This window comes from Bacillus sp. FDAARGOS_1420, assembly GCF_019344915.1.
Taxonomy (GTDB): domain Bacteria; phylum Bacillota; class Bacilli; order Bacillales; family Bacillaceae_G; genus Bacillus_A; species Bacillus_A mycoides.
The window spans coordinates 2,873,303-2,897,827 of sequence record NZ_JAHWJB010000002.1 but is presented as its reverse complement, the minus strand read 5'-3'; the positions used below and the strand labels follow the sequence as shown (position 1 = coordinate 2,897,827).

Annotated in this window: 22 protein-coding genes; all 22 read left to right on the top strand. The window is 37.6% G+C overall.

The window, feature by feature from the left end; translation table 11 throughout:
- Window positions 1-23: 23 nt before the first annotated feature.
- The 22 genes from codY to pnp all read left to right on the top strand — a co-directional run bounded on the left by codY (window position 24) and on the right by pnp (window position 24,505).
- Complete coding sequence (gene codY / locus I6L50_RS24960) at window positions 24-803, top strand: GTP-sensing pleiotropic transcriptional regulator CodY (protein ID WP_002014541.1); 780 nt, start codon at window positions 24-26, stop codon at window positions 801-803.
- 353 nt (window positions 804-1,156) lie between these two features.
- Complete coding sequence (gene rpsB / locus I6L50_RS24955; RefSeq protein WP_002088178.1) at window positions 1,157-1,858, top strand: 30S ribosomal protein S2; 702 nt, start codon at window positions 1,157-1,159, stop codon at window positions 1,856-1,858.
- A gap of 103 nt (window positions 1,859-1,961) precedes the next feature.
- Window positions 1,962-2,849 carry a translation elongation factor Ts gene (tsf, locus tag I6L50_RS24950; protein WP_002088177.1) on the top strand — a complete coding sequence of 296 codons (888 nt, stop codon included), beginning with the start codon at window positions 1,962-1,964 and terminating at the stop codon, window positions 2,847-2,849.
- A gap of 66 nt (window positions 2,850-2,915) precedes the next feature.
- Window positions 2,916-3,638, top strand: coding sequence for a UMP kinase (gene pyrH / locus I6L50_RS24945; protein ID WP_002014544.1), 723 nt, complete (start codon window positions 2,916-2,918; stop codon window positions 3,636-3,638).
- A gap of 3 nt (window positions 3,639-3,641) precedes the next feature.
- Window positions 3,642-4,199, top strand: a complete 558-nt coding sequence (gene frr / locus I6L50_RS24940; protein ID WP_000531506.1) for a ribosome recycling factor — start codon at window positions 3,642-3,644, stop codon at window positions 4,197-4,199.
- 85 nt (window positions 4,200-4,284) lie between these two features.
- Window positions 4,285-5,061 carry an undecaprenyl pyrophosphate synthase gene (locus I6L50_RS24935; RefSeq protein WP_002014545.1) on the top strand — a complete coding sequence of 259 codons (777 nt, stop codon included), beginning with the start codon at window positions 4,285-4,287 and terminating at the stop codon, window positions 5,059-5,061.
- A gap of 17 nt (window positions 5,062-5,078) precedes the next feature.
- On the top strand, window positions 5,079-5,870 hold the full coding sequence (gene cdsA, locus I6L50_RS24930; protein WP_113936799.1) for a phosphatidate cytidylyltransferase: 792 nt from the start codon (window positions 5,079-5,081) through the stop codon (window positions 5,868-5,870).
- A gap of 23 nt (window positions 5,871-5,893) precedes the next feature.
- Window positions 5,894-7,036: a 1-deoxy-D-xylulose-5-phosphate reductoisomerase gene (dxr, locus tag I6L50_RS24925; protein WP_002014547.1), complete on the top strand. Its 1,143-nt coding sequence runs from the start codon at window positions 5,894-5,896 to the stop codon at window positions 7,034-7,036.
- Between the two features lie 17 nt (window positions 7,037-7,053).
- Window positions 7,054-8,310 carry an RIP metalloprotease RseP gene (gene rseP, locus I6L50_RS24920; protein WP_002088169.1) on the top strand — a complete coding sequence of 419 codons (1,257 nt, stop codon included), beginning with the start codon at window positions 7,054-7,056 and terminating at the stop codon, window positions 8,308-8,310.
- A 109-nt stretch (window positions 8,311-8,419) separates the two neighbouring features.
- Window positions 8,420-10,120: a proline--tRNA ligase gene (locus I6L50_RS24915; RefSeq protein WP_219303411.1), complete on the top strand. Its 1,701-nt coding sequence runs from the start codon at window positions 8,420-8,422 to the stop codon at window positions 10,118-10,120.
- Window positions 10,121-10,244: 124 nt separating this feature from the next.
- On the top strand, window positions 10,245-14,546 hold the full coding sequence (locus tag I6L50_RS24910; protein ID WP_002014551.1) for a PolC-type DNA polymerase III: 4,302 nt from the start codon (window positions 10,245-10,247) through the stop codon (window positions 14,544-14,546).
- A gap of 333 nt (window positions 14,547-14,879) precedes the next feature.
- Window positions 14,880-15,350, top strand: coding sequence for a ribosome maturation factor RimP (rimP, locus tag I6L50_RS24905; protein ID WP_002146103.1), 471 nt, complete (start codon window positions 14,880-14,882; stop codon window positions 15,348-15,350).
- A gap of 17 nt (window positions 15,351-15,367) precedes the next feature.
- Window positions 15,368-16,474: a transcription termination factor NusA gene (gene nusA / locus I6L50_RS24900; RefSeq protein WP_219303410.1), complete on the top strand. Its 1,107-nt coding sequence runs from the start codon at window positions 15,368-15,370 to the stop codon at window positions 16,472-16,474.
- Window positions 16,475-16,485: 11 nt separating this feature from the next.
- Window positions 16,486-16,758 (top strand): RNase P modulator RnpM, encoded by a 273-nt coding sequence (gene rnpM / locus I6L50_RS24895; RefSeq protein WP_002088161.1) that lies wholly within the window; start codon window positions 16,486-16,488, stop codon window positions 16,756-16,758.
- Complete coding sequence (locus I6L50_RS24890; protein ID WP_001286519.1) at window positions 16,759-17,070, top strand: YlxQ family RNA-binding protein; 312 nt, start codon at window positions 16,759-16,761, stop codon at window positions 17,068-17,070. It begins immediately after the preceding gene.
- 4 nt (window positions 17,071-17,074) lie between these two features.
- The gene (gene infB / locus I6L50_RS24885) at window positions 17,075-19,141 is read left to right on the top strand and encodes a translation initiation factor IF-2 (protein ID WP_002014558.1); all 2,067 of its coding nucleotides are present in this window, start codon (window positions 17,075-17,077) and stop codon (window positions 19,139-19,141) included.
- Complete coding sequence (locus I6L50_RS24880; protein ID WP_002088157.1) at window positions 19,138-19,419, top strand: DUF503 domain-containing protein; 282 nt, start codon at window positions 19,138-19,140, stop codon at window positions 19,417-19,419. Before infB ends, I6L50_RS24880 begins: the two co-directional genes overlap by 4 nt.
- Window positions 19,420-19,434: 15 nt before the next feature.
- Window positions 19,435-19,791 carry a 30S ribosome-binding factor RbfA gene (gene rbfA / locus I6L50_RS24875; RefSeq protein WP_002146104.1) on the top strand — a complete coding sequence of 119 codons (357 nt, stop codon included), beginning with the start codon at window positions 19,435-19,437 and terminating at the stop codon, window positions 19,789-19,791.
- Between the two features lie 90 nt (window positions 19,792-19,881).
- On the top strand, window positions 19,882-20,805 hold the full coding sequence (gene truB / locus I6L50_RS24870) for a tRNA pseudouridine(55) synthase TruB (RefSeq protein WP_219303409.1): 924 nt from the start codon (window positions 19,882-19,884) through the stop codon (window positions 20,803-20,805).
- 43 nt (window positions 20,806-20,848) lie between these two features.
- Complete coding sequence (gene ribF / locus I6L50_RS24865; protein ID WP_219303408.1) at window positions 20,849-21,820, top strand: bifunctional riboflavin kinase/FAD synthetase; 972 nt, start codon at window positions 20,849-20,851, stop codon at window positions 21,818-21,820.
- A 100-nt stretch (window positions 21,821-21,920) separates the two neighbouring features.
- Window positions 21,921-22,190 (top strand): 30S ribosomal protein S15, encoded by a 270-nt coding sequence (rpsO, locus tag I6L50_RS24860; RefSeq protein ID WP_001229392.1) that lies wholly within the window; start codon window positions 21,921-21,923, stop codon window positions 22,188-22,190.
- Between the two features lie 161 nt (window positions 22,191-22,351).
- On the top strand, window positions 22,352-24,505 hold the full coding sequence (gene pnp / locus I6L50_RS24855) for a polyribonucleotide nucleotidyltransferase (protein ID WP_113936805.1): 2,154 nt from the start codon (window positions 22,352-22,354) through the stop codon (window positions 24,503-24,505).
- Window positions 24,506-24,525: the final 20 nt, after the last annotated feature.

Genomic DNA, 24,525 nt, shown 5'->3' with positions numbered 1-24,525 from the left:
AACATGTAGGAGGAAATTTTGAAATGGAATTATTAGCAAAAACGAGAAAATTAAATGCGTTATTACAGAGCGCAGCAGGAAAGCCTGTAAACTTTAGAGAGATGTCTGACACAATGTGTGAAGTAATTGAAGCGAACGTGTTCGTTGTAAGTCGTCGCGGTAAATTATTAGGATATGCGATTCACCAACAAATCGAAAACGAACGTATGAAGCACATGCTTGCAGAGCGTCAATTCCCAGAAGAGTATACGCAAAGTTTATTCAATGTTACAGAAACATCTTCAAATTTAGGTGTGGATAGTGACTACACAGCATTCCCAGTAGAAAATAGAGAATTATTCGGTCAAGGTTTAACTACAATCGTACCAATCGTTGGTGGCGGTGAGCGTCTAGGTACACTAGTGTTAGCTCGTCTTGGTCAAGAGTTCTTAGACGATGATTTAATTCTTGCTGAATACAGCTCAACTGTTGTAGGTATGGAAATCTTACGTGAAAAAGCAGAAGAAATCGAAGAGGAAGCACGTAGTAAAGCTGTTGTTCAAATGGCGATTAGCTCATTATCTTACAGTGAGTTAGAAGCAATCGAGCATATCTTCGAAGAATTAAATGGAACAGAAGGTTTACTTGTTGCAAGTAAAATTGCTGATCGCGTAGGAATTACTCGTTCGGTAATCGTAAATGCACTACGTAAATTAGAAAGTGCTGGTGTTATTGAGTCTCGCTCTTTAGGTATGAAAGGAACATACATTAAAGTGCTAAACGACAAGTTTCTACAGGAACTTGCTAAATTAAAAACAAACTAATTTATAAAGAAACTCTCCTCGCTTGAGGAGAGTTTTTTGTTTTTCAAGTGAATGATTTTGCTTACGTAAGGCGTCATGACAACATTCATTAGAAAACTATTAATTAACCTTCAATTCCTTGCTTAAAGGAATTGAAGGTTGGTAATACTAGGATTTGAGCGTGAAAAAAAGAAAGTTTTACATTGTTCGCATTTTCGACTTGATTGTAATATTTCAGTATGATATAGTAAGCAGTGGTGTCAGTACAAAGTACACACGTTTACTGATTTAAGTGTTGGTGCTACGTTCGTAGTTTCGCTTAGAGATGAAGTAAACGGAGGATATCAAAAAAACCATTTAGGAGGAACTAAATTATGTCAGTAATTTCTATGAAACAATTGCTTGAAGCTGGTGTTCATTTCGGACATCAAACTCGTCGTTGGAACCCAAAAATGAAGCGTTACATCTTCACAGAGCGTAACGGTATCTACATCATCGACTTACAAAAAACTGTGAAAAAAGTTGAGGAAGCTTACAGAACGATGCGTGACATCGCTGCTGAAGGTGGAGACATTTTATTCGTAGGTACTAAAAAACAAGCACAAGAAGCTATTAAAGAAGAAGCAACTCGTGCTGGTATGTACTTCGTTAACCAACGTTGGTTAGGTGGAACTTTAACAAACTTCCAAACAATCCAAAAGCGTATCAAGCGTCTTAAAGATATCGAAAGAATGCAAGAAGATGGTACTTTCGAAGTACTTCCTAAGAAAGAAGTTGTTCAACTTAAAAAAGAGTTAGAGCGTCTTGAGAAATTCTTAGGCGGTATTAAAGATATGAAAGGTCTTCCAAGTGCATTATTCATAGTAGACCCTCGTAAAGAGCGTATTGCAGTTGCTGAAGCACGCAAATTACACATTCCAATCATCGGTATCGTTGATACAAACTGTGATCCGGACGAAATCGATCACGTTATTCCAGCAAACGATGATGCAATTCGTGCTGTAAAACTTCTTACATCTAAAATGGCAGACGCGATCCTTGAAACAAAACAAGGTGAAGAAACTGTTACTGCGTAACAAATTTGGAAAGGTGATAAGGGGTTCGGCCTTTTATCACCTTTTTTAAGGTATAAACACCTTTATAAAAGGTATAAATACATATTTTAGGAGGATGAAAAATATGGCAATCACTGCACAAATGGTAAAAGAACTTCGCGAAAAAACTGGCGCAGGTATGATGGACTGCAAAAAAGCTTTAACAGAAACTAACGGCGACATGGAGAAAGCAATTGACTTCTTACGTGAAAAAGGTATTGCGAAAGCTGCTAAAAAAGCAGACCGCATCGCTGCTGAAGGTTTAACTTTCATCGAAACAAACGGTAACGAAGGTTTAATCTTAGAATTAAACTCTGAGACTGATTTCGTTGCGAAAAACGAAGGTTTCCAAGCGTTAATTAAAGAATTAGCTGCTCACTTATTAGCTAACAAACCTGCTAACGTTGAAGAAGCTATGGCTCAAACAATCGAAGGCGGCAAAACAGTAGAAGAGCACATCAACGAAGCAATCGCTAAAATTGGTGAAAAACTTACACTTCGTCGTTTCGAAATCGTATCAAAAACTGATGCTGATGCATTCGGCGCTTACCTACACATGGGTGGACGTATTGGTGTATTAACAGTTCTTGAAGGTTCTACTGACGAAGCAGCTGCTAAAGATGTAGCAATGCACATCGCAGCAGTTAACCCTAAATACATCGACCGCGATGCTGTAACAGCTGAAGAAGTTGAGCATGAGCGTCAAGTATTAACACAACAAGCTTTAAACGAAGGCAAGCCTGAAAAAATCGTTGCGAAAATGGTAGAAGGCCGTCTTGGCAAATTCTTTGAAGAGATTTGCTTACTTGACCAAACATTCGTTAAGAATCCTGACATGAAAGTTCGTCAATTCGTTGAGTCTAAAGGCGGAACATTAAAAGGATTCGTTCGCTACGCTGTTGGTGAAGGTATCGAAAAACGCGAAGACAACTTTGCTGAAGAAGTAATGAACCAAGTAAAAGGTAACAACTAATACAGATTAGGGAACACATTGTGTTCCCTTTTTTAAAATAAAGATGTAAGCAATTGGAGGTTCATTATGAGTAAACCGAAATATAATCGTGTCGTTTTAAAGCTGAGCGGAGAAGCTTTAGCTGGCGAGCAAGGATTTGGAATTAACCCAGCTGTTATTAAGTCAGTTGCGGAACAAGTGAAAGAAATTGCAGAACTTGATGTAGAGGTTGCTGTTGTTGTTGGTGGCGGTAACATTTGGCGTGGGAAAATTGGAAGCGAAATGGGCATGGATCGTGCAGGAGCAGATTACATGGGCATGTTAGCAACAGTTATGAATTCATTAGCTCTTCAAGATAGCTTAGAGAATATTGGAATTCAAACTCGCGTACAAACTTCAATTGAGATGCGTCAAGTGGCAGAGCCTTACATTCGTCGTAAAGCAATTCGTCACTTAGAGAAAAAACGTGTTGTTATCTTTGCTGCAGGTACAGGTAACCCATACTTCTCTACAGATACAACAGCAGCATTACGTGCAGCTGAAATCGAAGCGGACGTTATTTTAATGGCGAAAAATAATGTGGATGGCGTATATAGTGCAGATCCATCTATTGACCCAACAGCTACGAAATACGAAACACTTACTTACTTAGATGTATTAAAAGCAGGTTTAGGTGTAATGGATTCTACAGCTTCTTCTTTATGTATGGATAATGATATTTCATTAATTGTATTCTCGGTTATGGAAAAAGGTAACATTAAACGTGCCGTTTTAGGCGAAAATATTGGAACAGTTGTAAGGGGGAAATAAATTATGGGACAACAAGTATTGAAGTCTTCAAATGAAAAAATGGAAAAAGCAGTTGCTGCTTATTCTCGTGAATTAGCAACAGTTCGCGCTGGTCGTGCAAGCTCGTCTGTATTAGATAAGGTACAAGTTGATTACTATGGTGCACCAACACCAGTTGTGCAATTAGCGAACATTACAGTTCCAGAAGCACGTTTGCTTGTAATTCAACCTTATGATAAAACTTCTATCGGTGATATTGAAAAAGCAATTTTAAAAGCAGATTTAGGCTTAAACCCTTCTAATGATGGAACTGTAATTCGTATTGCATTCCCTGCATTAACAGAAGAGCGTCGTCGCGATCTTGTAAAAGTTGTGAAAAAATATGCTGAGGAAGCAAAAGTTGCTGTTCGTAACGTACGTCGTGACAGTAATGATGACCTTAAGAAGCTTGAAAAAGCTGGCGACATTACAGAAGATGATTTAAGAGGATATACTGAAGATATCCAAAAAGAAACAGATAAATATATTGCAAAAGTTGACGAAATCGCAAAAAACAAAGAAAAAGAAATTATGGAAGTGTAATAGCGATAATTTCGCAAATATGACCCTCTTCTTAAGGGGGTCTTTTTACACTTTTAGGCATACGTCTGCTTGTTGGAGGGTATGAATGATGTTTAAAAAGTTTCCTTTTTTTAAAAGTAAAAAGGTCACATCGTTTGATCATCTCATTGAAAAAGTGAAAAAAGGATATATCCCAGAACATATTGCTATTATTATGGATGGTAATGGAAGATGGGCAAAGAGAAGAGCCATGCCTCGCATTGCTGGTCATCATGAAGGTATGCAAGTTGTGAAGAAAATCACAAAATTTGCAAGTAAACTTGATGTGAAAGTATTAACTCTTTATGCTTTTTCGACTGAGAACTGGAAAAGACCGAAAAAAGAAGTTGATTATTTGATGAAGCTTCCAGAAGAATTTTTAGGTGCATTTTTACCAGAGTTGATTGAAGAAAACGTACAAGTCCGAGTAATAGGGCAAAAAGATCGTCTTCCTACGCATACGCGCAGAGCGATGGAAAAAGCCATGGAAGATACGAAAGAGAATACGGGATTAATTCTTAATTTCGCGTTAAACTATGGAAGTCGAGATGAAATCGTTTCTGCTGTGCAACATATGATGAAAGATAGTGAGGAAGGAAAAATTCGTTCGGAAGAAATAAGTGAAGAAAAGATTTCTTCTTACTTAATGACGAGTTCTTTACCTGATCCAGAGTTGTTAATCCGTACAAGCGGAGAGCTACGTATTAGTAATTTCATGTTATGGCAAATTGCTTATTCGGAATTTTGGTTTACAGATGTGTATTGGCCAGATTTTACCGAGGAACATTTGCTAAATGCGATTACAGACTTTCAACATAGAGGGCGCAGATTCGGAGGCGTGTAGAAAGAGAGGGTTTGGTAGTGAAACAGAGAATTATTACTGGAGTGATTGCTGCCGCGCTATTCATTCCCATCGTAATTTACGGTGGCGTGCCTTTTACAGTTTTAGTGTATGCACTTGCTTCTATAGGTTTATATGAATTAGTTCGTATGAACAAGCTTACGCTTATTTCGGTACCAACAGTTTTAGCTGCAGTATTATTGTGGATTATTTTAATTCCGAGTAGTGCATCAGAACTGTTTACGTGGATTGGGTTAGGTAAATTAGAAATCACATTTGTGATTGTTTTATTACTTTTATCATATACAGTCCTTTCTAAGAATACATTTACTTTTGACAATGCTTCATTTTTACTTATGGCAACGACATATGTTGGAATGGGATTCTTATATTTAAATGAAACGAGAATATTAGGAATCAAATATGTGTTCTGTGCACTATTTGTCATATGGGCAACTGATTCAGGTGCATATTTCATAGGAAAAGCATTTGGAAAAAGAAAATTATGGCCAGAAATTAGTCCGAATAAAACGATTGAAGGTTCATTAGGCGGTATTGTTTGTGGAATTGTTGTTGCACTTGTTTACAATATGTTCTTCCCAGTTGAAGCGAATGTAGGAGTTTTAATCGTTCTGACGATTATCATTTCTATTTTTGGACAAATTGGTGATTTAGTGCAATCTGCATTTAAACGCCATTATGGTGTAAAGGATTCAGGTACAATTTTACCTGGACATGGTGGTATTTTAGATCGAACAGATAGTTGGTTATTTGTGTTACCAATTCTATACTTCTTATTACAATACAATTAATAAATGAACGAGGGGTTGGAGTCATGAAAAACATTAGTTTACTAGGTGCAAGCGGATCAATCGGTACACAAACATTAGATGTGTTACGCTCGCACCCAGACCAATTCCGTCTCGTTGCTTTTTCTGTAGGGAAAAATGTTGATTATGCAGTAAAGGTAATTCAAGAATTTTCCCCGCAAATTGTCTCTGTGCAAAGAGAGGAAGATGTTTTAAAATTACAAGCTGTTTCTGGTAATACAAAAGTAGTATATGGTAGCGAAGGCTTATTAGAAGTAGCGCTGCACCCAGATACAGAAATTGTAGTGAATGCTGTTGTAGGTAGCGTAGGGTTGTTACCGACACTCCGCGCAATTGAGGCGAAAAAAACAATTGGAATTGCAAATAAAGAAACGTTAGTAACTGCAGGGCATCTTGTAATGGAAGCAGCACGAAAACATAATGTATCGTTACTTCCAGTAGACAGTGAACATTCAGCTATTTTTCAATGCTTGAATGGTGAAAATGAAAAAAGAATCTCTCGCTTAATTATAACTGCTTCAGGCGGAAGTTTTCGTGATAAAACGAGAGATGAATTGCATCAAGTGACCGTAGAAGATGCACTTCGTCATCCAAACTGGTCAATGGGTTCGAAAATTACAATTGATTCTGCTACAATGATGAATAAGGGGCTAGAAGTAATTGAAGCACACTGGCTTTTTGGTATCCCTTATGAGCAAATCGATGTTGTTCTACATAAAGAAAGTATTATTCATTCTATGGTTGAATTTGAAGATCGTAGTGTAATGGCACAGCTTGGCTCACCTGATATGCGAGTACCGATTCAATACGCGCTTACATATCCTGATAGATTACCTCTTTCAGACACGAAACAGTTAAATTTATGGGAAATGGGAACATTGCATTTTGAGAAAATGAATCAAGAGCGTTTCCGTTGTCTACGTTTTGCGTATGAAGCTGGAAAGACAGGTGGAAGTATGCCGGCTGTAATGAACGCGGCAAATGAAGTAGCTGTTGAAGCTTTTTTACAAAAGAGAATTGGTTTCTTAACAGTGGAAGACCTCATTGAAAAAGCAATGCACCATCACACTGTCATTGCACGTCCGAGCTTAGAGGAAATTCAGGAAATTGACGCAGCCACAAGACGGTTTGTGATGGAACAAATTTAGCAAAGGTGGTTATGGAATTGAATACAGCGATTGCCTTTATATTAATTTTCGGTGCACTCGTATTTTTCCATGAGCTAGGGCATCTATATTTCGCAAAAAGAGCAGGTATTTTGTGCCGCGAGTTTGCGATTGGTTTTGGTCCGAAAATATTCTCATTTGAAAAGAATGAAACGGTGTATACGATTCGATTACTGCCCCTTGGTGGCTATGTAAGAATGGCTGGCGAGGATGCGGACACAGTTGAGTTAAAACCTGGAAAAAAGGTTGGACTTGTATTAAATGAAAAAGACGAAGTTGTGAAATTAGTTTTTGATGGACATGAAAAGTATCCAAATGTTCGTGTCATTGAAGTCGAACAAGCTGATTTAGAGCATAATCTTACAATTTTGGGTTATGAAGAGTACGAGGAAGAGCTGCAAACATTCCGAGTGAATGAAAAAGCTCGTATCATTTCTGCGGGAGAAGAAATTCAAATCGCTCCGTACAATAGACAATTTGGCTCTAAAAAATTGGGCCAACGTGCTCTAACAATCTTTGCAGGTCCTGCAATGAACTTTATTCTAGCATTTGTTATTTTTGTGATTCTTGGATTTGTACAAGGAGTTCCTGTTGACAAACCGATGGTCGGAAAAGTAATGGAGAATAGTGCTGCAGAACAAGCTGGATTAAAAGAAAACGATACAATTCAAGCAATCAATGGGAAGAACACTAGTACATGGAAAGATGTTGTAACGATTGTACGTGAAAACCCAAATAAAGAAATTACGTTACATGTAAAGCGTGATAGTGAGCAATTTAATGTGAAAGTAACACCAACGCTTGATAAAGAAGGAAAAGACGAAGTTGGTAGAATTGGTGTTTATTCTCCTGTAGAGAAAACAGTGATGGGTTCTATTAAATCAGGGTTTGAACAAACATACGAATGGACGAAACTAATTTTTGATTCTCTTGTGAAATTAGTAACGGGTCAATTTTCTATTAATGAGTTGTCAGGTCCAGTAGGAATTTATAATCTAACAGATCAAGTTGTAGATTATGGATTTACGCGTGTACTAAGTTTAGCGGCAGTTTTAAGTATTAACCTTGGTTTATTTAATTTATTACCAGTCCCAGCTTTAGACGGTGGACGTTTGTTCTTCTTCTTAATTGAAGCGTTACGAGGAAAACCAATTGATCGTCAAAAAGAAGGAATGGTTCACTTTATTGGGTTTGCATTATTAATGTTGCTTATGTTAGTTGTAACATGGAATGACATCCGTAAGTTTTTCTTGTAAAATAAGAAGAAGGTTATAATGAAATAGAGCTCATAGAATAAAATCCCTCACCTAACTCGAGGTGAGGGGTTTTATTGCGTGTAAGAGTAAAATGAAGAGGTGCGAATAAATGAAACAAAGTATGGTATTCAGTCCTACATTACGTGAAGTTCCAGCAGATGCTGAAATTAAGAGTCATCAATTATTACTTCGCGCAGGGTTTATGCGTCAAAATGCTTCTGGTATTTATAGTTTTCTACCATTTGGTTTAAAAGTGTTACACAAAGTAGAACGTATTGTTCGTGAAGAAATGGAGCGCGCAGGGGCAGTAGAACTATTAATGCCAGCTATGCAAGCTTCTGAATTATGGCAAGAATCAGGCCGTTGGTATTCTTACGGATCAGAATTAATGCGTATGAAAGATCGTAATGCTCGCGAGTTTGCGCTAGGGGCAACTCATGAGGAAGTAATTACAGATCTTGTACGTGATGAAATTAAATCATACAAAAAATTACCATTAACATTATATCAAATTCAAACAAAATTCCGTGATGAGCAAAGACCACGTTTCGGTTTATTACGCGGAAGAGAATTTTTAATGAAAGATGCGTATTCTTTCCATGCAACACAAGAAAGTTTGGATGAAGTATATAGCGGTTTATACAAAGCGTATTCTAATATCTTTGCTCGTTGTGGTTTGAATTTCCGTGCAGTTATAGCTGATTCTGGAGCAATGGGTGGAAAAGATACACACGAATTTATGGTGTTATCTGATGTAGGTGAAGATACAATTGCGTATTCTAATACATCTGATTATGCGGCAAATATTGAAATGGCTCCTGTTGTTGCTACATATACGAAGAGTGATGAAGTCGAAAAAGCACTTGAAAAAGTAGCAACTCCAGATCAAAAAGCTATTGAAGAAGTATCTGCATTCTTAAATATCGCAGCGGAAAAATGCATTAAATCTATGGTGTTTAAAGTAGATGCGAAATTAGTAGTAGTACTTGTTCGTGGCGATCATGAAGTCAATGATGTAAAAGTGAAGAATGTATACGGAGCTTCAGTCGTTGAGCTTGCTTCACATGAAGAAATAAAAGAGTTATTAAACTGTGAAGTGGGTTCTTTAGGACCGATTGGTGTTACAGGGGATATCGAAATTATCGCTGACCATGCTGTAGCATCAATTGTCAACGGATGTTCAGGAGCGAATGAAGAAGGATTCCATTATGTAAATGTAAATCCAGAACGTGACTTTAAAGTAAGTCAATATACAGATTTACGCTTCATCCAAGAAGGAGACCAATCTCCAGATGGAAATGGAACAATTCTTTTCGCACGTGGAATTGAAGTTGGTCATGTATTCAAATTAGGAACTCGTTATAGTGAAGCAATGAACGCAACGTTCCTAGATGAAAACGGAAAAACAAAACCACTTATTATGGGTTGTTACGGTATCGGTGTATCTCGTACAGTGGCAGCAATTGCAGAGCAGTTTAATGATGAGAATGGTTTAGTTTGGCCAAAATCTGTTGCACCGTTCCATGTGCATGTAATTCCAGTAAATATGAAATCTGATGCACAACGTGAAATGGGTGAAAATATCTATAACTCATTACAAGAGCAAGGATACGAAGTATTACTAGATGATCGTGCAGAACGTGCAGGTGTTAAATTTGCAGATGCAGATTTATTCGGCCTTCCAGTTCGTGTTACAGTTGGTAAAAAAGCAGATGAAGGTATTGTAGAAGTGAAAGTACGTGCTACAGGCGAGTCTGAAGAAGTGAAAGTAGAAGAACTTCAAACATATATTGCTAATATTTTAAAATAAGAAGAGGTACCTCGTAATGAGGTACCTTCTCTTTCTTTGTAAACGTATTTTGTAAAAGAAGAAGGAAGAAATCTTTCTTTGTAGTACGTTTCAATTTATAATAGCAAATGGAAGGAGAGTGCTTATGTCATTAACAAATGAACAACAAGAGCGATTTCAAATTTTGCTCCAACAGTTGCAAATACCAGAAGACCTTATAAATCAATATTTACATGGCGGTGGTATTGAAAAGCTAGTTATTGATAAAGCGAATAAAAGTTGGCATTTTGACTTACAAGTGCCACGTATTTTGCCGACAGAATTATATGAGTTGCTAGAAACAAAGCTTAAGCAATCATTTTCTCATATTGCAAGAACAACATTTGCATTAGAAGCAGAGAATAAACAATTTACAGAAGAAGAAGTGAAGGCATATTGGCCGCTTTGTACAGAACGAATTACATTTTCACCTATGTTCGCGTACTTAAAGAAGCAACTTCCGCAGGTCAATGGCGTGAAGTTGCTATTAAATGTGAATAATGAGCTGGAATCTACTACTTTAAAGAAAAACGTTGCGAAACCAGTAGGTGATCAATACGAAGCTTTTGGATTCCCGCGTTTTCAGTTAGACACACATATAAAGCAAAATGCAGAAGAAATGCAAAAGTTTCGTGAGCAAACACAGGAAGAAGATCGTCAACGAGTTATACAGGCTATGGAAGAGATGGCTAAAAGGCAAGCTGAAGAAAGTGATGTTGTTCATGAAGGACCAGTTGTGCTTGGTTATCTTATTAAGCCAGATGAAGAGATTACGCCGCTGCGTGAAATTCAAGATGAAGAAAGAAGAAAAACCGTTCAAGGGTATGTTTTCCATGTAGAGACGAAAGAACTTCGTAGTGGACGTACATTATTAACTTTAAAGATAACTGACTATACGGACTCTATTATGATTAAGATGTTCTCACGTGATAAAGAAGATATCCCGATGTTACAATCTTTGAAAAAAGGAACTTGGGTAAAAGCGCGTGGTTCAGTTCAAAATGATACATTCGTGCGCGATTTAGTTATGATCGCAAATGATATAAATGAAATAACGGGACCTTCTCGTAAAGATAAAGCAAAAGAAGGGGAAAAAAGAGTAGAACTTCATCTTCATACTCCAATGAGTCAAATGGATGCTGTTACTTCTGTTTCTAAGCTCGTTGCCCAAGCCGGAAAATGGGGGCATGAGGCTATTGCAGTTACAGACCATGCTGTTGCACAGTCGTTCCCAGAAGCATATTCTGCTGGTAAAAAGGCTGGAGTTAAAGTTCTATATGGTGTAGAAGCAAATTTAGTTAATGATGGTGTGCCGATAGCATATAACGAAGCGCATCGTCTACTTGCAGAAGAAACATATGTTGTCTTTGACGTTGAGACAACAGGGCTATCTGCTGTATATGATACAGTCATTGAGTTAGCTGCTGTAAAGATAAAAGGTGGAGAAATTATTGATCGCTTTGAATCTTTCGCAAATCCTCATCAACCATTATCGGCGACGATTATTGAATTAACAGGCATTACAGATGATATGTTAACTGATGCACCAGAAGTGGACGAAGTGTTTAAAAAGTTTGAGGAATGGATGGGTGACCATACACTTGTTGCTCATAACGCAAGCTTCGATATGGGCTTTATTAACGTAGGTTTTAAAAAGGCTGGGATAGAAAAAACGAAAAATCCAGTTATTGATACGTTAGAACTTGCACGGTTCTTATTCCCAGAAATGAAAAATCATCGATTAAATACGATGTGTAAAAAGCTTGATATTGAATTAACGCAACATCACCGTGCGATTTATGATACAGAAGCAACGGGATATTTACTTGTGAAGATGTTAAAAGATGTGATTGAAAAGGGATTTGAATATCACGATCAACTAAACGATAGTATGGGACAAGGGGATGCGTATAAACGTGGGCGTCCAAGTCATATGACGTTACTTGCCACATCAGATGTTGGGTTGAAAAACTTATATAAACTTGTTTCATATTCTCACCTGAATTACTTTTATCGTGTACCACGTGTACCACGATCACTATTAAAAAAATATCGCGAAGGCATTTTAGTAGGAACAGCTTGTGACAAAGGTGAAGTATTTGAAGCTATGATGCAAAAAGCGCCTGAAGAAGTAGAAGAAATTGCACAGTTTTATGATTACATTGAGGTTATGCCTCCAGAAGTGTTACGTCATTTAGTGGAACGTGAACTCGTTCGAGATGAAGGACAGTTAAAAACAATAATTTCTAACTTAGTAAAACTAGGTGAGACGTTAGATAAGCCAGTTGTTGCTACTGGGAATGTGCATTATTTAGATCCAGAGGACGCGATATATCGGAAAATTTTAGTCAGTTCGCAGGGAGGAGCTAATCCGTTAAATCGCCATTCATTACCGCCTGTACATTTCCGTACAACAAATGAAATGCTAGATTGTTTTTCATTCTTAGGTGAAGACAAAGCAAAAGAAATTGTTGTGACAAATACAAACAAGATCGCATCATTAATTGGTGATGTTCGTCCAGTAAAAGATGATTTATACACACCGAAAATTGAAGGTGCTGATGATGAAACACGTGATATGAGCTATGTAATGGCACGAAGTATCTATGGAGATGAACTACCGGAAATTGTAGAAGCTCGTTTGGAAAAAGAATTGAAAAGTATTATTGGACATGGATTCGCTGTTATTTATTTAATTTCACATAAGCTTGTGAAAAAATCGTTAGTGGACGGTTATCTAGTAGGTTCGCGTGGATCGGTAGGTTCATCATTTGTTGCAACGATGATGGAAATTACAGAAGTAAACCCATTACCACCGCACTATGTATGTCCAAAGTGTAAACAATCAGAGTTCTTTAATGACGGTTCTGTAGGTTCTGGTTTTGATTTACCAGATAAAGAATGCCCAACATGTAATGTTCCATATGTGAAAGATGGGCATGACATTCCTTTCGAAACGTTCCTTGGATTTAAAGGGGATAAGGTACCGGATATCGATTTGAATTTCTCCGGAGAATACCAACCACGCGCCCATAACTATACGAAATTACTGTTCGGTGAAGATTATGTATACCGCGCAGGAACAATTGGTACGGTTGCGGAAAAAACCGCTTATGGGTATGTGAAAGGTTATGCTAATGATCATAACTTAACAATTCGAAATGCAGAGATTGATCGCTTAGTTGCGGGATGTACAGGTGTAAAGCGTACGACCGGACAGCATCCAGGTGGTATTATCGTTGTACCAGATTACATGGATATTTTTGACTTTTCACCAATTCAGTTTCCGGCTGATTCAATAGGTGCTGAGTGGAGAACAACGCACTTTGACTTCCACTCAATTCATGATAATTTATTGAAACTTGATATATTAGGACACGATGATCCGACTGTTATTCGTATGCTTCAAGATTTAAGTGGTATTGACCCGAAAACAATCCCAACGGATGATCCAGAAGTAATGAAAATTTTCTCTGGTCCAGAATCTTTAGGGGTAACGGAAGAACAAATTAACTGTAAAACAGGTACACTTGGTATACCAGAGTTTGGTACGAAATTCGTAAGACAAATGTTAGAAGAAACGAAACCAACAACGTTTTCAGAGCTTGTCCAAATTTCTGGACTGTCCCATGGTACAGATGTATGGTTAGGTAATGCGAATGAATTAATTTATAATGGTACGTGTACACTGAGTGAAGTTATCGGTTGTCGTGATGACATCATGGTATATTTAATTTATCAAGGCTTGGATCCATCATTAGCCTTCAAAATCATGGAGTCGGTGCGTAAAGGTAAAGGTGTACCAGAAGAATGGGAAGAGGAAATGAGAAATAACAATGTACCAGGTTGGTATATTGATTCATGTAAGAAGATTAAGTACATGTTCCCTAAAGCCCATGCGGCTGCTTACGTACTTATGGCTGTGCGTATTGCATACTTTAAAGTACATTTCGCACTTTTATTCTATGCGGCATATTTTACAGTTCGTGCAGATGACTTTGATGTAGAGGCGATGGCGAAAGGTTCAGCATCCATACGTGTAAAAATTGATGAAATTGCACAAAAAGGATTGGATGCAGCACCGAAAGAGAAGAGTTTATTAACGGTACTAGAAATGACACTTGAAATGTGTGAGCGTGGTTATTCATTCCAAAAGGTTGATTTATACCGCTCGCATGCAACCGAATTTATAATTGATGGGGATACTTTAATTCCTCCATTTAATGCAGTTCCTGGTCTTGGTACAAACGCAGCTTTCAGTATTGTTGAAGCTCGTAAAAATGGTGATTTCTTATCAAAAGAAGACTTACAGCAGCGCAGTAAGGTTTCTAAAACGATTATTGAGTATTTAGATGGTCAAGGTTGTCTAGGAGATTTACCGGATCAAAACCAATTGTCACTGTTCTAATAGGTAGGAAAAATCTTTGCAAATCAACATTTGCTATGGTATACTATAAACTGAGATAACCATGTCATGTATATTTTGTGAAAAAGAGAGTGGGGAAACCCACTCTTTCGTGTTACTATCTACATTTTGCTTATGTAGATAGTAATGATATTTCTGTCGTATATACATATTTTGTTACAAGTTTTACTTCTTAAATTTGGTAATACTAAGACAGATATTCCCTGCTTAACGGCAGGGGCTTTTGTTAGCTAACGAGAAAGAATAAGATAGACCGTCTTTATGAACGGGATCTTTTCTTGTAAATGGTACATGGCGGCAGGAAGGAGGCTGTTTATGGATAAGAAAGTCACAGAAATTGTAGAAGCATTTGCGCAGCCAATCGTTGAAGAGTTAAATCTTGAACTTGTAGATGTAGAGTATGTGCAAGAAGGACAAGACTGGTTCTTACGCGTATTCATTGATTCTGAAAAGGGAGTCGAAATTGAAGAATGCGGTGCGGTAAGTGAACGTTTAAGCGAAGCTTTAGATAAAGAGGATCCAATTCCTCATCTTTACTTTTTGGATGTATCATCTCCTGGAGCGGAACGCCCATTAAAGAAAGAGAAAGACTTCCAGCAAGCGGTAGGAAAACAAGTGGCAATTAAAACATATAAGCCGATTGATGGTGAGAAGATGTTTGAAGGAAAGCTACTTTCCTACGACGGTACTACAATTACACTACTATTAACAATTAAAACACGTAAAAAAGAAATCCAAATTCCAATGGATAAAGTTGCAAATGCGCGACTTGCTGTTACGTTTTAGTAAGAAGGGGGATCTTCATGAGCACTGAGTTGTTAGATGCTTTGCTCGTATTAGAGTCAGAAAAAGGTATTAGCAAAGATATTATTATTGATGCGATTGAAGCAGCATTAATCTCTGCTTATAAACGCAATTTTAACCAAGCACAAAACGTTCGTGTGAGCTTTAACCCAGAAGTGGGAACAATTCAAGTTTTAGCACGTAAGGACGTTGTAGATAATGTGTTTGATCCACGTCTTGAAATCTCTGTAGAAGAGGCAAGACAAATTAATCCAAACTACCAAGATGGTGACGTACTAGAAATTGAAGTAACGCCAAAAGATTTTGGTCGTATTGCAGCACAAACTGCAAAACAAGTTGTAACACAACGAGTTCGTGAGGCGGAACGTGGTGTAATTTATTCAGAATTTGGTGATCGTGAAGAAGACATTATGGTTGGTATTGTACAGCGCCAAGATGCTCGTTTCATCTATGTAAGCTTAGGTAAAGTAGAAGCTTTATTACCTGTAAGTGAGCAAATGCCAAATGAGCAATATAAACCACATGATCGTATTCGCGTATTTATTACAAAAGTAGAAAAGACAACAAAAGGACCACAAATTTACGTATCACGTACACATCCTGGTCTTTTAAAACGTTTATTCGAAATGGAAGTTCCAGAAATTTATGATGGAACTGTAGAAATTCGCTCTGTAGCACGTGAAGCAGGCGACCGTTCTAAAATTTCTGTATATGCAGAGAATATCGATGTTGATCCAGTAGGTTCTTGTGTAGGACCGAAAGGACAACGTGTACAACGCGTTGTAGATGAACTAAAAGGTGAAAAGATTGACATCGTTCGCTGGTCGAATGACCCAGTTGAATATGTTGCAAATGCTTTAAGTCCATCACAGGTTGTTAAAGTACTTGTAGATGAAGCAGAGAAAGCAACAACTGTTGTTGTTCCAGACCACCAGCTTTCATTAGCGATTGGTAAGCGTGGACAAAATGCGCGTCTTGCAGCTAAATTAACAGGCTGGAAAATTGATATTAAAAGTGAGTCTGATGCGAAACAACTTGGTATTGTGACAGAAGAAGATAGCGTAATCGCATTCGGATTCGATTCAGCTGAAGACGAAATCGAATAGAGGTGATGAGTATGAGCAATCGAAAAGTTCCGTTACGAAAATGTATTGCGACGCAAGAGATGAAATCAAAACGAGAGCTAGTTCGCATTGTTCGTTCCAAAGAGGGCGAAGTGTCTATTGATTTATCAGGAAAAAAATCAGGACGAGGTGCATATTTATCAAAAGATAAAGAAAGCATTATTCAAGCCCAAAAGAAAAACATTTTGGAACATCATCTAAAAGCGAAAATCGACAGTTCTCTGTACGAAGAGCTTCTTGAGCTTGTTGAGAAGGAGTCGAAATAAGTGTCTGATTGGAAATCATTTTTAGGACTAGCAAACCGCGCTCGAAAAATTATTTCGGGTGAAGAACTCGTTTTAAAAGAAGTACGAAGTGGCAAAGCAAAGCTAGTATTGCTTTCTGAAGATGCGTCAGCGAACACTACAAAACGTATCATTGATAAAACCACGTACTACAACATACCAATGAGAAAAGTCGAAAATCGACAACAATTAGGGCATGCGATTGGGAGAGACGAGCGAGTCGTTGTAGCTGTTTTAGATGAAGGCTTTGCGAAAAAGCTACGTAGCATGCTCGATACAAATTACCGGGGGTGAAGGTATGAGTAAAATTCGAGTACATGAATATGCAAAAAAAAATAATATCTCAAGTAAAGATCTTATGACAAAACTAAAAGAGATGAATATCGAGGTTTCGAATCATATGACAATGTTAGAAGATGAAGTAGTAAACAAATTAGATAATCAATATAGCGCTGGAGCGGAAAAACCTTCTGTTGCAGATGAGTTTGAAGTAGAAGAGAAAGTTGTTCGCAGTAAAAAGAACAGCAATAAGAATAAGAAAAAAGGCAAAGCAAATGAAGATAAACGTCAAGATAACTTTGCTGGAAGACAACAAACACCAATAGTAGAAACACCAGATAAAATCACTTTCTCTGGAAGCCTTACAGTAGGTGACCTTGCTAAAAAGTTAAGCAAAGAGCCATCTGAAATTATTAAAAAGCTCTTCATGCTAGGAATTATGGCGACAATTAACCAAGACTTAGATAAAGATACAATTGAGTTAATTGCTACTGATTACGGTATTGAAGTAGAAGAAGAAGTAGTTGTAAGTGAAACTGAATTTGAAACATTCATCGATGAGCAAGATGATGAAGAAAACTTAAAAGAACGTCCAGCTGTTGTTACAATTATGGGACACGTTGACCATGGTAAAACAACATTGCTTGACTCTATCCGTAATTCAAAAGTAACTGCTGGCGAAGCTGGTGGAATTACTCAGCATATCGGTGCATACCAAGTTGATGTAAATGATAAGAAAATTACGTTCTTAGATACACCAGGTCACGCGGCATTTACAACAATGCGTGCTCGTGGTGCACAAGTAACAGATATTACAATTCTTGTTGTTGCAGCTGATGACGGTGTTATGCCACAAACAGTTGAAGCGATTAGCCATGCGAAAGCAGCTGGAGTACCAATTATTGTTGCTGTGAATAAAATGGATAAACCAGCGGCAAATCCTGATCGTGTAATGCAAGAATTAACAGAATATGAATTAGTTCCAGAAGCTTGGGGCGGAGACACGATTTTCGTACCAATTTCTGCGATTCAAGGCGAGGGAATTGACAACTTACTAGAAATGATCCTTCTTGTGAGTGAAGTAGAAGAATATAAAGCAAATCCAAATCGCTATGCAGCTGGTACTGTAATTGAAGCACAGCTTGATAAAGGTAAAGGAACTATCGCGACATTACTTGTTCAAAACGGTACACTTCGAGTTGGAGATCCAATTGTTGTTGGAACATCATTCGGTCGTGTTCGTGCAATGGTAAGTGATATTGGTCGTCGTGTAAAAGTTGCTGGTCCGTCAACTCCTGTTGAAATTACAGGTTTAAATGAAGTGCCACAAGCGGGAGATCGTTTCATGGCATTCGCTGATGAGAAGAAAGCTCGTCAGATCGGTGAATCACGTGCACAAGAAGCGCTAGTTGCACAACGTGGTGAGAAATCTAAATTCAGCCTGGAAGATTTATTCCAACAAATCCAAGAGGGCGATGTAAAAGAAATTAACTTAATTGTGAAAGCAGACGTACAAGGTTCTGTAGAAGCAATGGCAGCATCACTTCGTAAAATTGATGTTGAAGGCGTAAAAGTGAAAATTATCCATACAGGCGTAGGTGCGATTACAGAATCTGATATTATTTTAGCTTCTGCATCTAATGCAATTGTAATTGGATTTAACGTACGCCCCGATGTGAATGCGAAGCGTACAGCTGAATTAGAGAAAGTTGATGTTCGTTTACACCGTATTATCTATAAAGTAATCGAAGAAATTGAATCAGCAATGCAAGGTATGCTGGATCCAGAATTCGAAGAAAAAGTAATCGGTCAAGCGGAAGTTCGTCAAACATTCAAAGTAACAAAAGTTGGAACAATCGCAGGTTGTTACGTAATAGACGGTAAAATTACACGTGATAGTGGCGTTCGTATTATCCGTGATGGCGTAGTAGTCTTCGAAGGAAAACTTGATACGTTAAAACGTTTCAAAGACGACGTAAAAGAAGTTGCACAAAACTATGAGTGTGGTATTACAATTGAGAGATATAATGATCTTAAAGAAGGGGACATCATTGAAGCATACGTTATGGAAGAAGTGAAGCGATGATTATCGCTTCACTCTCATTCGAGTGTATGATTTACGATGTGCATTCTTTAAAAGAGAAACGAGCAATTTTGCAACGTGTGTTAACTCGTGTGAAACAGCGCTATAATGTAGCTGTTTCTGAAGTTGGGCATCAAGATGTATGGCAACGTACAGAAATTGCAATTGTTTCCGTATCCTCAAATCGTGTTGTCTGTGAAAAAGAAATGAATCGTGTACTTGAGTATATCGATTCATTTCCTGAAATTGAACGTACGATAACACATTTGGAATGGTATTGAATGAGGTGAAGAGTTATGAAATTACGTGCGAACCGTGTGGGCGAGCAAATGAAAAAAGAATTAGGCGACATTATCAGTCGTAAAATTAAAGACCCACGTATTGGATTTGTTACAGTAACAGATGTACAGGTAAGTGGAGATTTACAAATTGCTAAAGTATATATTTCTGTTTTAGGTGACGAAGAACAGAAAGAAAATACATTAAAAGGTTTAGCGAAGGCAAAAGGCTTTATTCGTTCAGAAATTGGCCAACGTATTCGTCTTCGTAAAACACCGGAAATTTCCTTCGAGTTTGATGAGTCTATTGGATATGGTCATCGAATTGATACACTTTTACATCAAATTAATAAAGACGGTAAACGTGAAGAATAATGGATAGACATTTGTCTATCCATTTTTTCAATGTAAAATAAGTTTTGCATAATTGCAATTACTATAAAAGAATAACGATGAGGTGAGTATATGGAAGGTGTAGTATTATTACATAAGCCAAAGGGAATGACATCACATGATTGTGTGTTCAAATTAAGAAAGATATTGCGTGAGAAACGAATTGGTCATACAGGGACACTGGATCCAGATGTAACAGGAGTATTACCTATTTGCGTTGGGCGTGCAACAAAAATTGCGCAATTTTTAACAAGTGAAACAAAAACATACGAAGGTGAAGTGACATTAGGATTTTCAACAACAACAGAAGATGCTTCGGGTGAAGTTGTGGAGAAACAAGATGTAGATCGTGTCATTACACGTAAAGAAGTAGAAGAGGTACTAGCGGAATTAACAGGGACAATTGAACAAATGCCGCCGATGTTCTCAGCTGTAAAAGTTAACGGGAAAAAACTATACGAATATGCAAGAGCAGGACAAGAAGTTGAACGTCCAGTTCGTACAATTACAATTCATGAATTTGTATTACTTGATGAACGTGAAGTTTTTGAAGGGGAAAATATTTCATTTCGTTTCCGTGTAACGTGTAGTAAAGGAACATATGTAAGAACACTAGCAGTAATGATAGGTGAAAAACTTGGATTTCCATCACATATGTCTCATCTTGTAAGAACAGCATCTGGTGAATTTTTACTAGAAGATTGCATATCATTTGAAGAAATTGAAGAAAACGTGCAAAATGGAACAGTAGAGTCTATTTTCATCTCAATTGATGAGGCGCTAAGTAAGTTTCCAAAAATGGTTGTAGATGAAAAGCAAGCTGAAAAAATAAAGAACGGTATGTTCTTAAAGAATGAATTAGAAACAACAGCGCCATTTATTACAGTATTTGATAAAAATGATCGTTGCTTAGCAATTTATGAGCATCACCCAAAACACCCTGGAATGCTAAAGCCAATGAAAGTACTTGTGAATAATCAAGAACTAAAGCTATAATGAATTATTGGAAGGATTATTACAGAAAAAGGTGAATTCAAGCGTGAAACTTATTCATTTAACTCATCCACATGAACAAAATAAAATAGAATTACCACCTACTGTAATGGCATTAGGATATTTTGATGGCATTCATTTAGGACATCAACGTGTGATTCGAACAGCGAAAAAAATAGCGGATGAAAGAGGATGTAAAAGTGCTGTCATGACATTCCATCCACACCCATCTGTTGTATTAGGAAAAAAAGAAGCGCATGTGGAGTATATTACACCGATGCGCTTTAAAGAAGAAATCATCGCAAGTTTAGGAATTGATATCTTATATGTGGTGAAATTCGATGAGCCATTTGCTGGATTATTACCACAGCAGTTTGTCGATGAGTATATTATTGGTTTAAATGTAAAGCATGTAGTAGCAGGCTTTGATTATTCATATGGACGTTTAGGAAAAGGGAAGATGGAGACTTTACCATTTCATGCAAGAGGGGAGTTTACACAGACCGTGATCGAAAAAGTTGAATATCAAGAAGAAAAAGTAAGTTCTACTTCATTACGAAAGTTAATTCGAAACGGTGAAATGGAACAAATTCCATCTATTTTAGGGAGAGCTTACACGGTAGAAGGAACAGTTGTACACGGTGATAAGCGTGGACGTCAAATTGGTTTTCCAACTGCAAATGTAGGTTTAAGTGATAAATATTTGTTGCCACCTGTAGGTGTATATGCGGTAAGGTTGAAGGTTCATGATGAATGGTATGATGGTGTGTGTAATATCGGATATAAACCAACTTTCAAAGAGAATGAGCGTCAATTATCTATTGAAGTGCATCTATTTGAATTTAATAAAGACATATACGATCAAAGTGTTACAGTGGAATGGCACATGCGTATAAGAGAAGAAAAAAAGTTTAATGGAATTGATGAGTTAGTTGCGCAAATCGCTCAAGATAAAAAGGTTGCCGAAGAATATTTTGCGAGCGTAAAGAATATACTTGCTTTTTCAAATGAAAAGTAGTATTCTATGTTATGTACTTTATGACAACCATTACTTGGCATTGCGACTCACCGATGCTTGCTAGGTAACTGGGGGTTTAATTATTAGGAGGTGAAATAGGATGGCTTTAACACAAGAGCGTAAAAACGAAATCATTGCACAATTTAGAACTCATGAGACTGATACTGGTTCTCCAGAGGTTCAAATTGCTGTCCTAACGGAGCAAATTAACACTCTAAACGAGCACTTACGTACTCACAAGAAGGATCATCATTCACGTCGTGGTCTATTAAAGATGGTTGGTAAACGTCGTAACTTACTTACTTACCTTCGTAATAGCGATATCACACGTTACCGTGAATTAATCACAAAGCTTGGCTTACGTCGATAGTCAAAGAAGCGGGAATATTCCCGCTTTTTTGTTAGGTAAAAATATATCTTCTACTCTTTATAGCTTACTTAATTTTCGGCAATACTAGAGGAAAGAATATTGTGATATACTACCCATTTACATAGAAGAATTGAATATTTTAAATTGAGAGGGGTACTTAAATGAGTCAGGAAAAGCAAGTCTTCTCGATAGATTTAGCTGGTCGTCAGCTAACAATTGAAACAAGTCAGCTTGCAAAACAAGCAAACGGAGCAGTATTAGTAAGATATGGCGACACAGCAGTTCTATCTACAGCAACTGCATCAAAAGAGCCAAAAAATGTAGATTTCTTCCCGCTTACAGTAAACTATGAAGAGCGTTTATATGCAGTTGGAAAAATCCCAGGCGGTTTTATTAAGCGCGAAGGCCGTCCAAGTGAAAAAGCAATTTTAGCAAGTCGTTTAATTGACCGTCCAATCCGTCCACTTTTCGCAGATGGTTTCCGTAATGAAGTACAAGTTGTCAGCATCGTAATGAGTGTTGATCAAGACTGTTCTTCTGAGATGGCAGCTATGCTTGGTTCTTCATTAGCATTATCTATTTCAGATATTCCATTTGAAGGTCCAATCGCAGGTGCGACAGTTGGTCGTATTAATGGCGAGTTCGTTATTAATCCAACAGTAGAACAGCAAGAACAAAGTGATATGCACCTTGTTGTAGCTGGTACGAAAGATGCAATTAACATGGTTGAAGCAGGAGCGGATCAAGTACCTGAAGAAACAATGTTAGAAGCAATTATGTTTGGACACGATGAAATTAAACGTCTAATTGCATTCCAAGAAGAGATTGTACAAGCTGTCGGTAAAGAGAAAACAGCAGTGAAACTTTATGAAGTGGATGCTGATTTGAATCAAGCTGTACGTGAAATGGCTGAGACAGATATGCATTCTGCAATTCAAGTGCACGAAAAACATGCACGTGAAGATGCAATTAGCGTAGTGAAAAAGCGTGTAATTGAGCATTACGAAGCTCAGGAAGCTGATGCTGATACATTAGGACAAGTAAGTGAGATTTTATATAAAATTGTAAAAGAAGAAGTACGTCGTCTTATTACAGTTGAAAAAATCCGCCCAGATGGTCGTAAAGGTGACGAAATTCGTCCTTTAGCATCAGAGGTTGGCATTTTATCTCGTACACATGGTTCTGGTCTATTCACACGTGGACAAACGCAAGCATTAAGTATTTGTACATTAGGTGCATTAGGCGATGTGCAAATTTTAGATGGTCTAGGTGTAGAAGAGTCAAAACGCTTTATGCACCATTATAATTTCCCTTCATTTAGTGTTGGTGAAACAAGACCAATGCGTGGACCAGGTCGTCGTGAAATTGGTCACGGTGCACTAGGAGAACGTGCTCTTGAACCTGTACTTCCATCTGAAAAGGATTTCCCATATACAGTTCGTCTTGTATCTGAAGTATTAGAATCAAATGGTTCAACTTCACAAGCGAGTATTTGCGGTAGTACATTAGCGATGATGGATGCGGGTGTACCACTTAAAGCACCAGTTGCTGGTATTGCAATGGGTCTAGTGAAATCTGGTGAGCATTACACAATTTTAACAGATATTCAAGGAATGGAAGACCATTTAGGTGATATGGACTTTAAAGTAGCAGGTACTGCAAAAGGTGTAACTGCACTACAAATGGACATTAAAATCGATGGTTTATCTCGTGAGATTTTAGAAGAAGCATTACAACAAGCGAAAGTTGGTCGTATGCACATTTTAAATCACATGTTATCTGTTATCGCGGAACCTCGCATTGAGTTATCTGCGTATGCTCCGAAGATTATTACAATGGCAATTAACCCAGATAAAATTCGTGATGTTATTGGACCAAGTGGTAAACAGATCAATAAAATCATTGAAGAAACTGGCGTTAAAATTGACATCGAGCAAGATGGCACAGTATTCATTTCATCAATTAATCAAGAGATGAATGAAAAAGCGAAGAAAATTATCGAAGATATCGTTCGCGAAGTACAAGTAGGCGAAATCTACTTAGGAAAAGTTAAACGCGTTGAAAAATTCGGTGCGTTCGTTGAATTATTTAGCGGTAAAGATGGACTTGTTCACATTTCTGAACTTGCACTTGAGCGTGTAGGTAAGGTAGAAGACGTTGTGAAAATCGGTGATGAGATTTCAGTTAAAGTTATCGAGATTGACAAACAAGGTCGTGTAAACTTATCTAGAAAAGTATTGCTAAAAGAAGAGCAAGAAAAAGAAGCAGCTAAAGAAGAAGCAGCTAAAGAAGAAAACGCACAAGAGCAACAATAAGTGAAAGCCAGTTTAGCTGG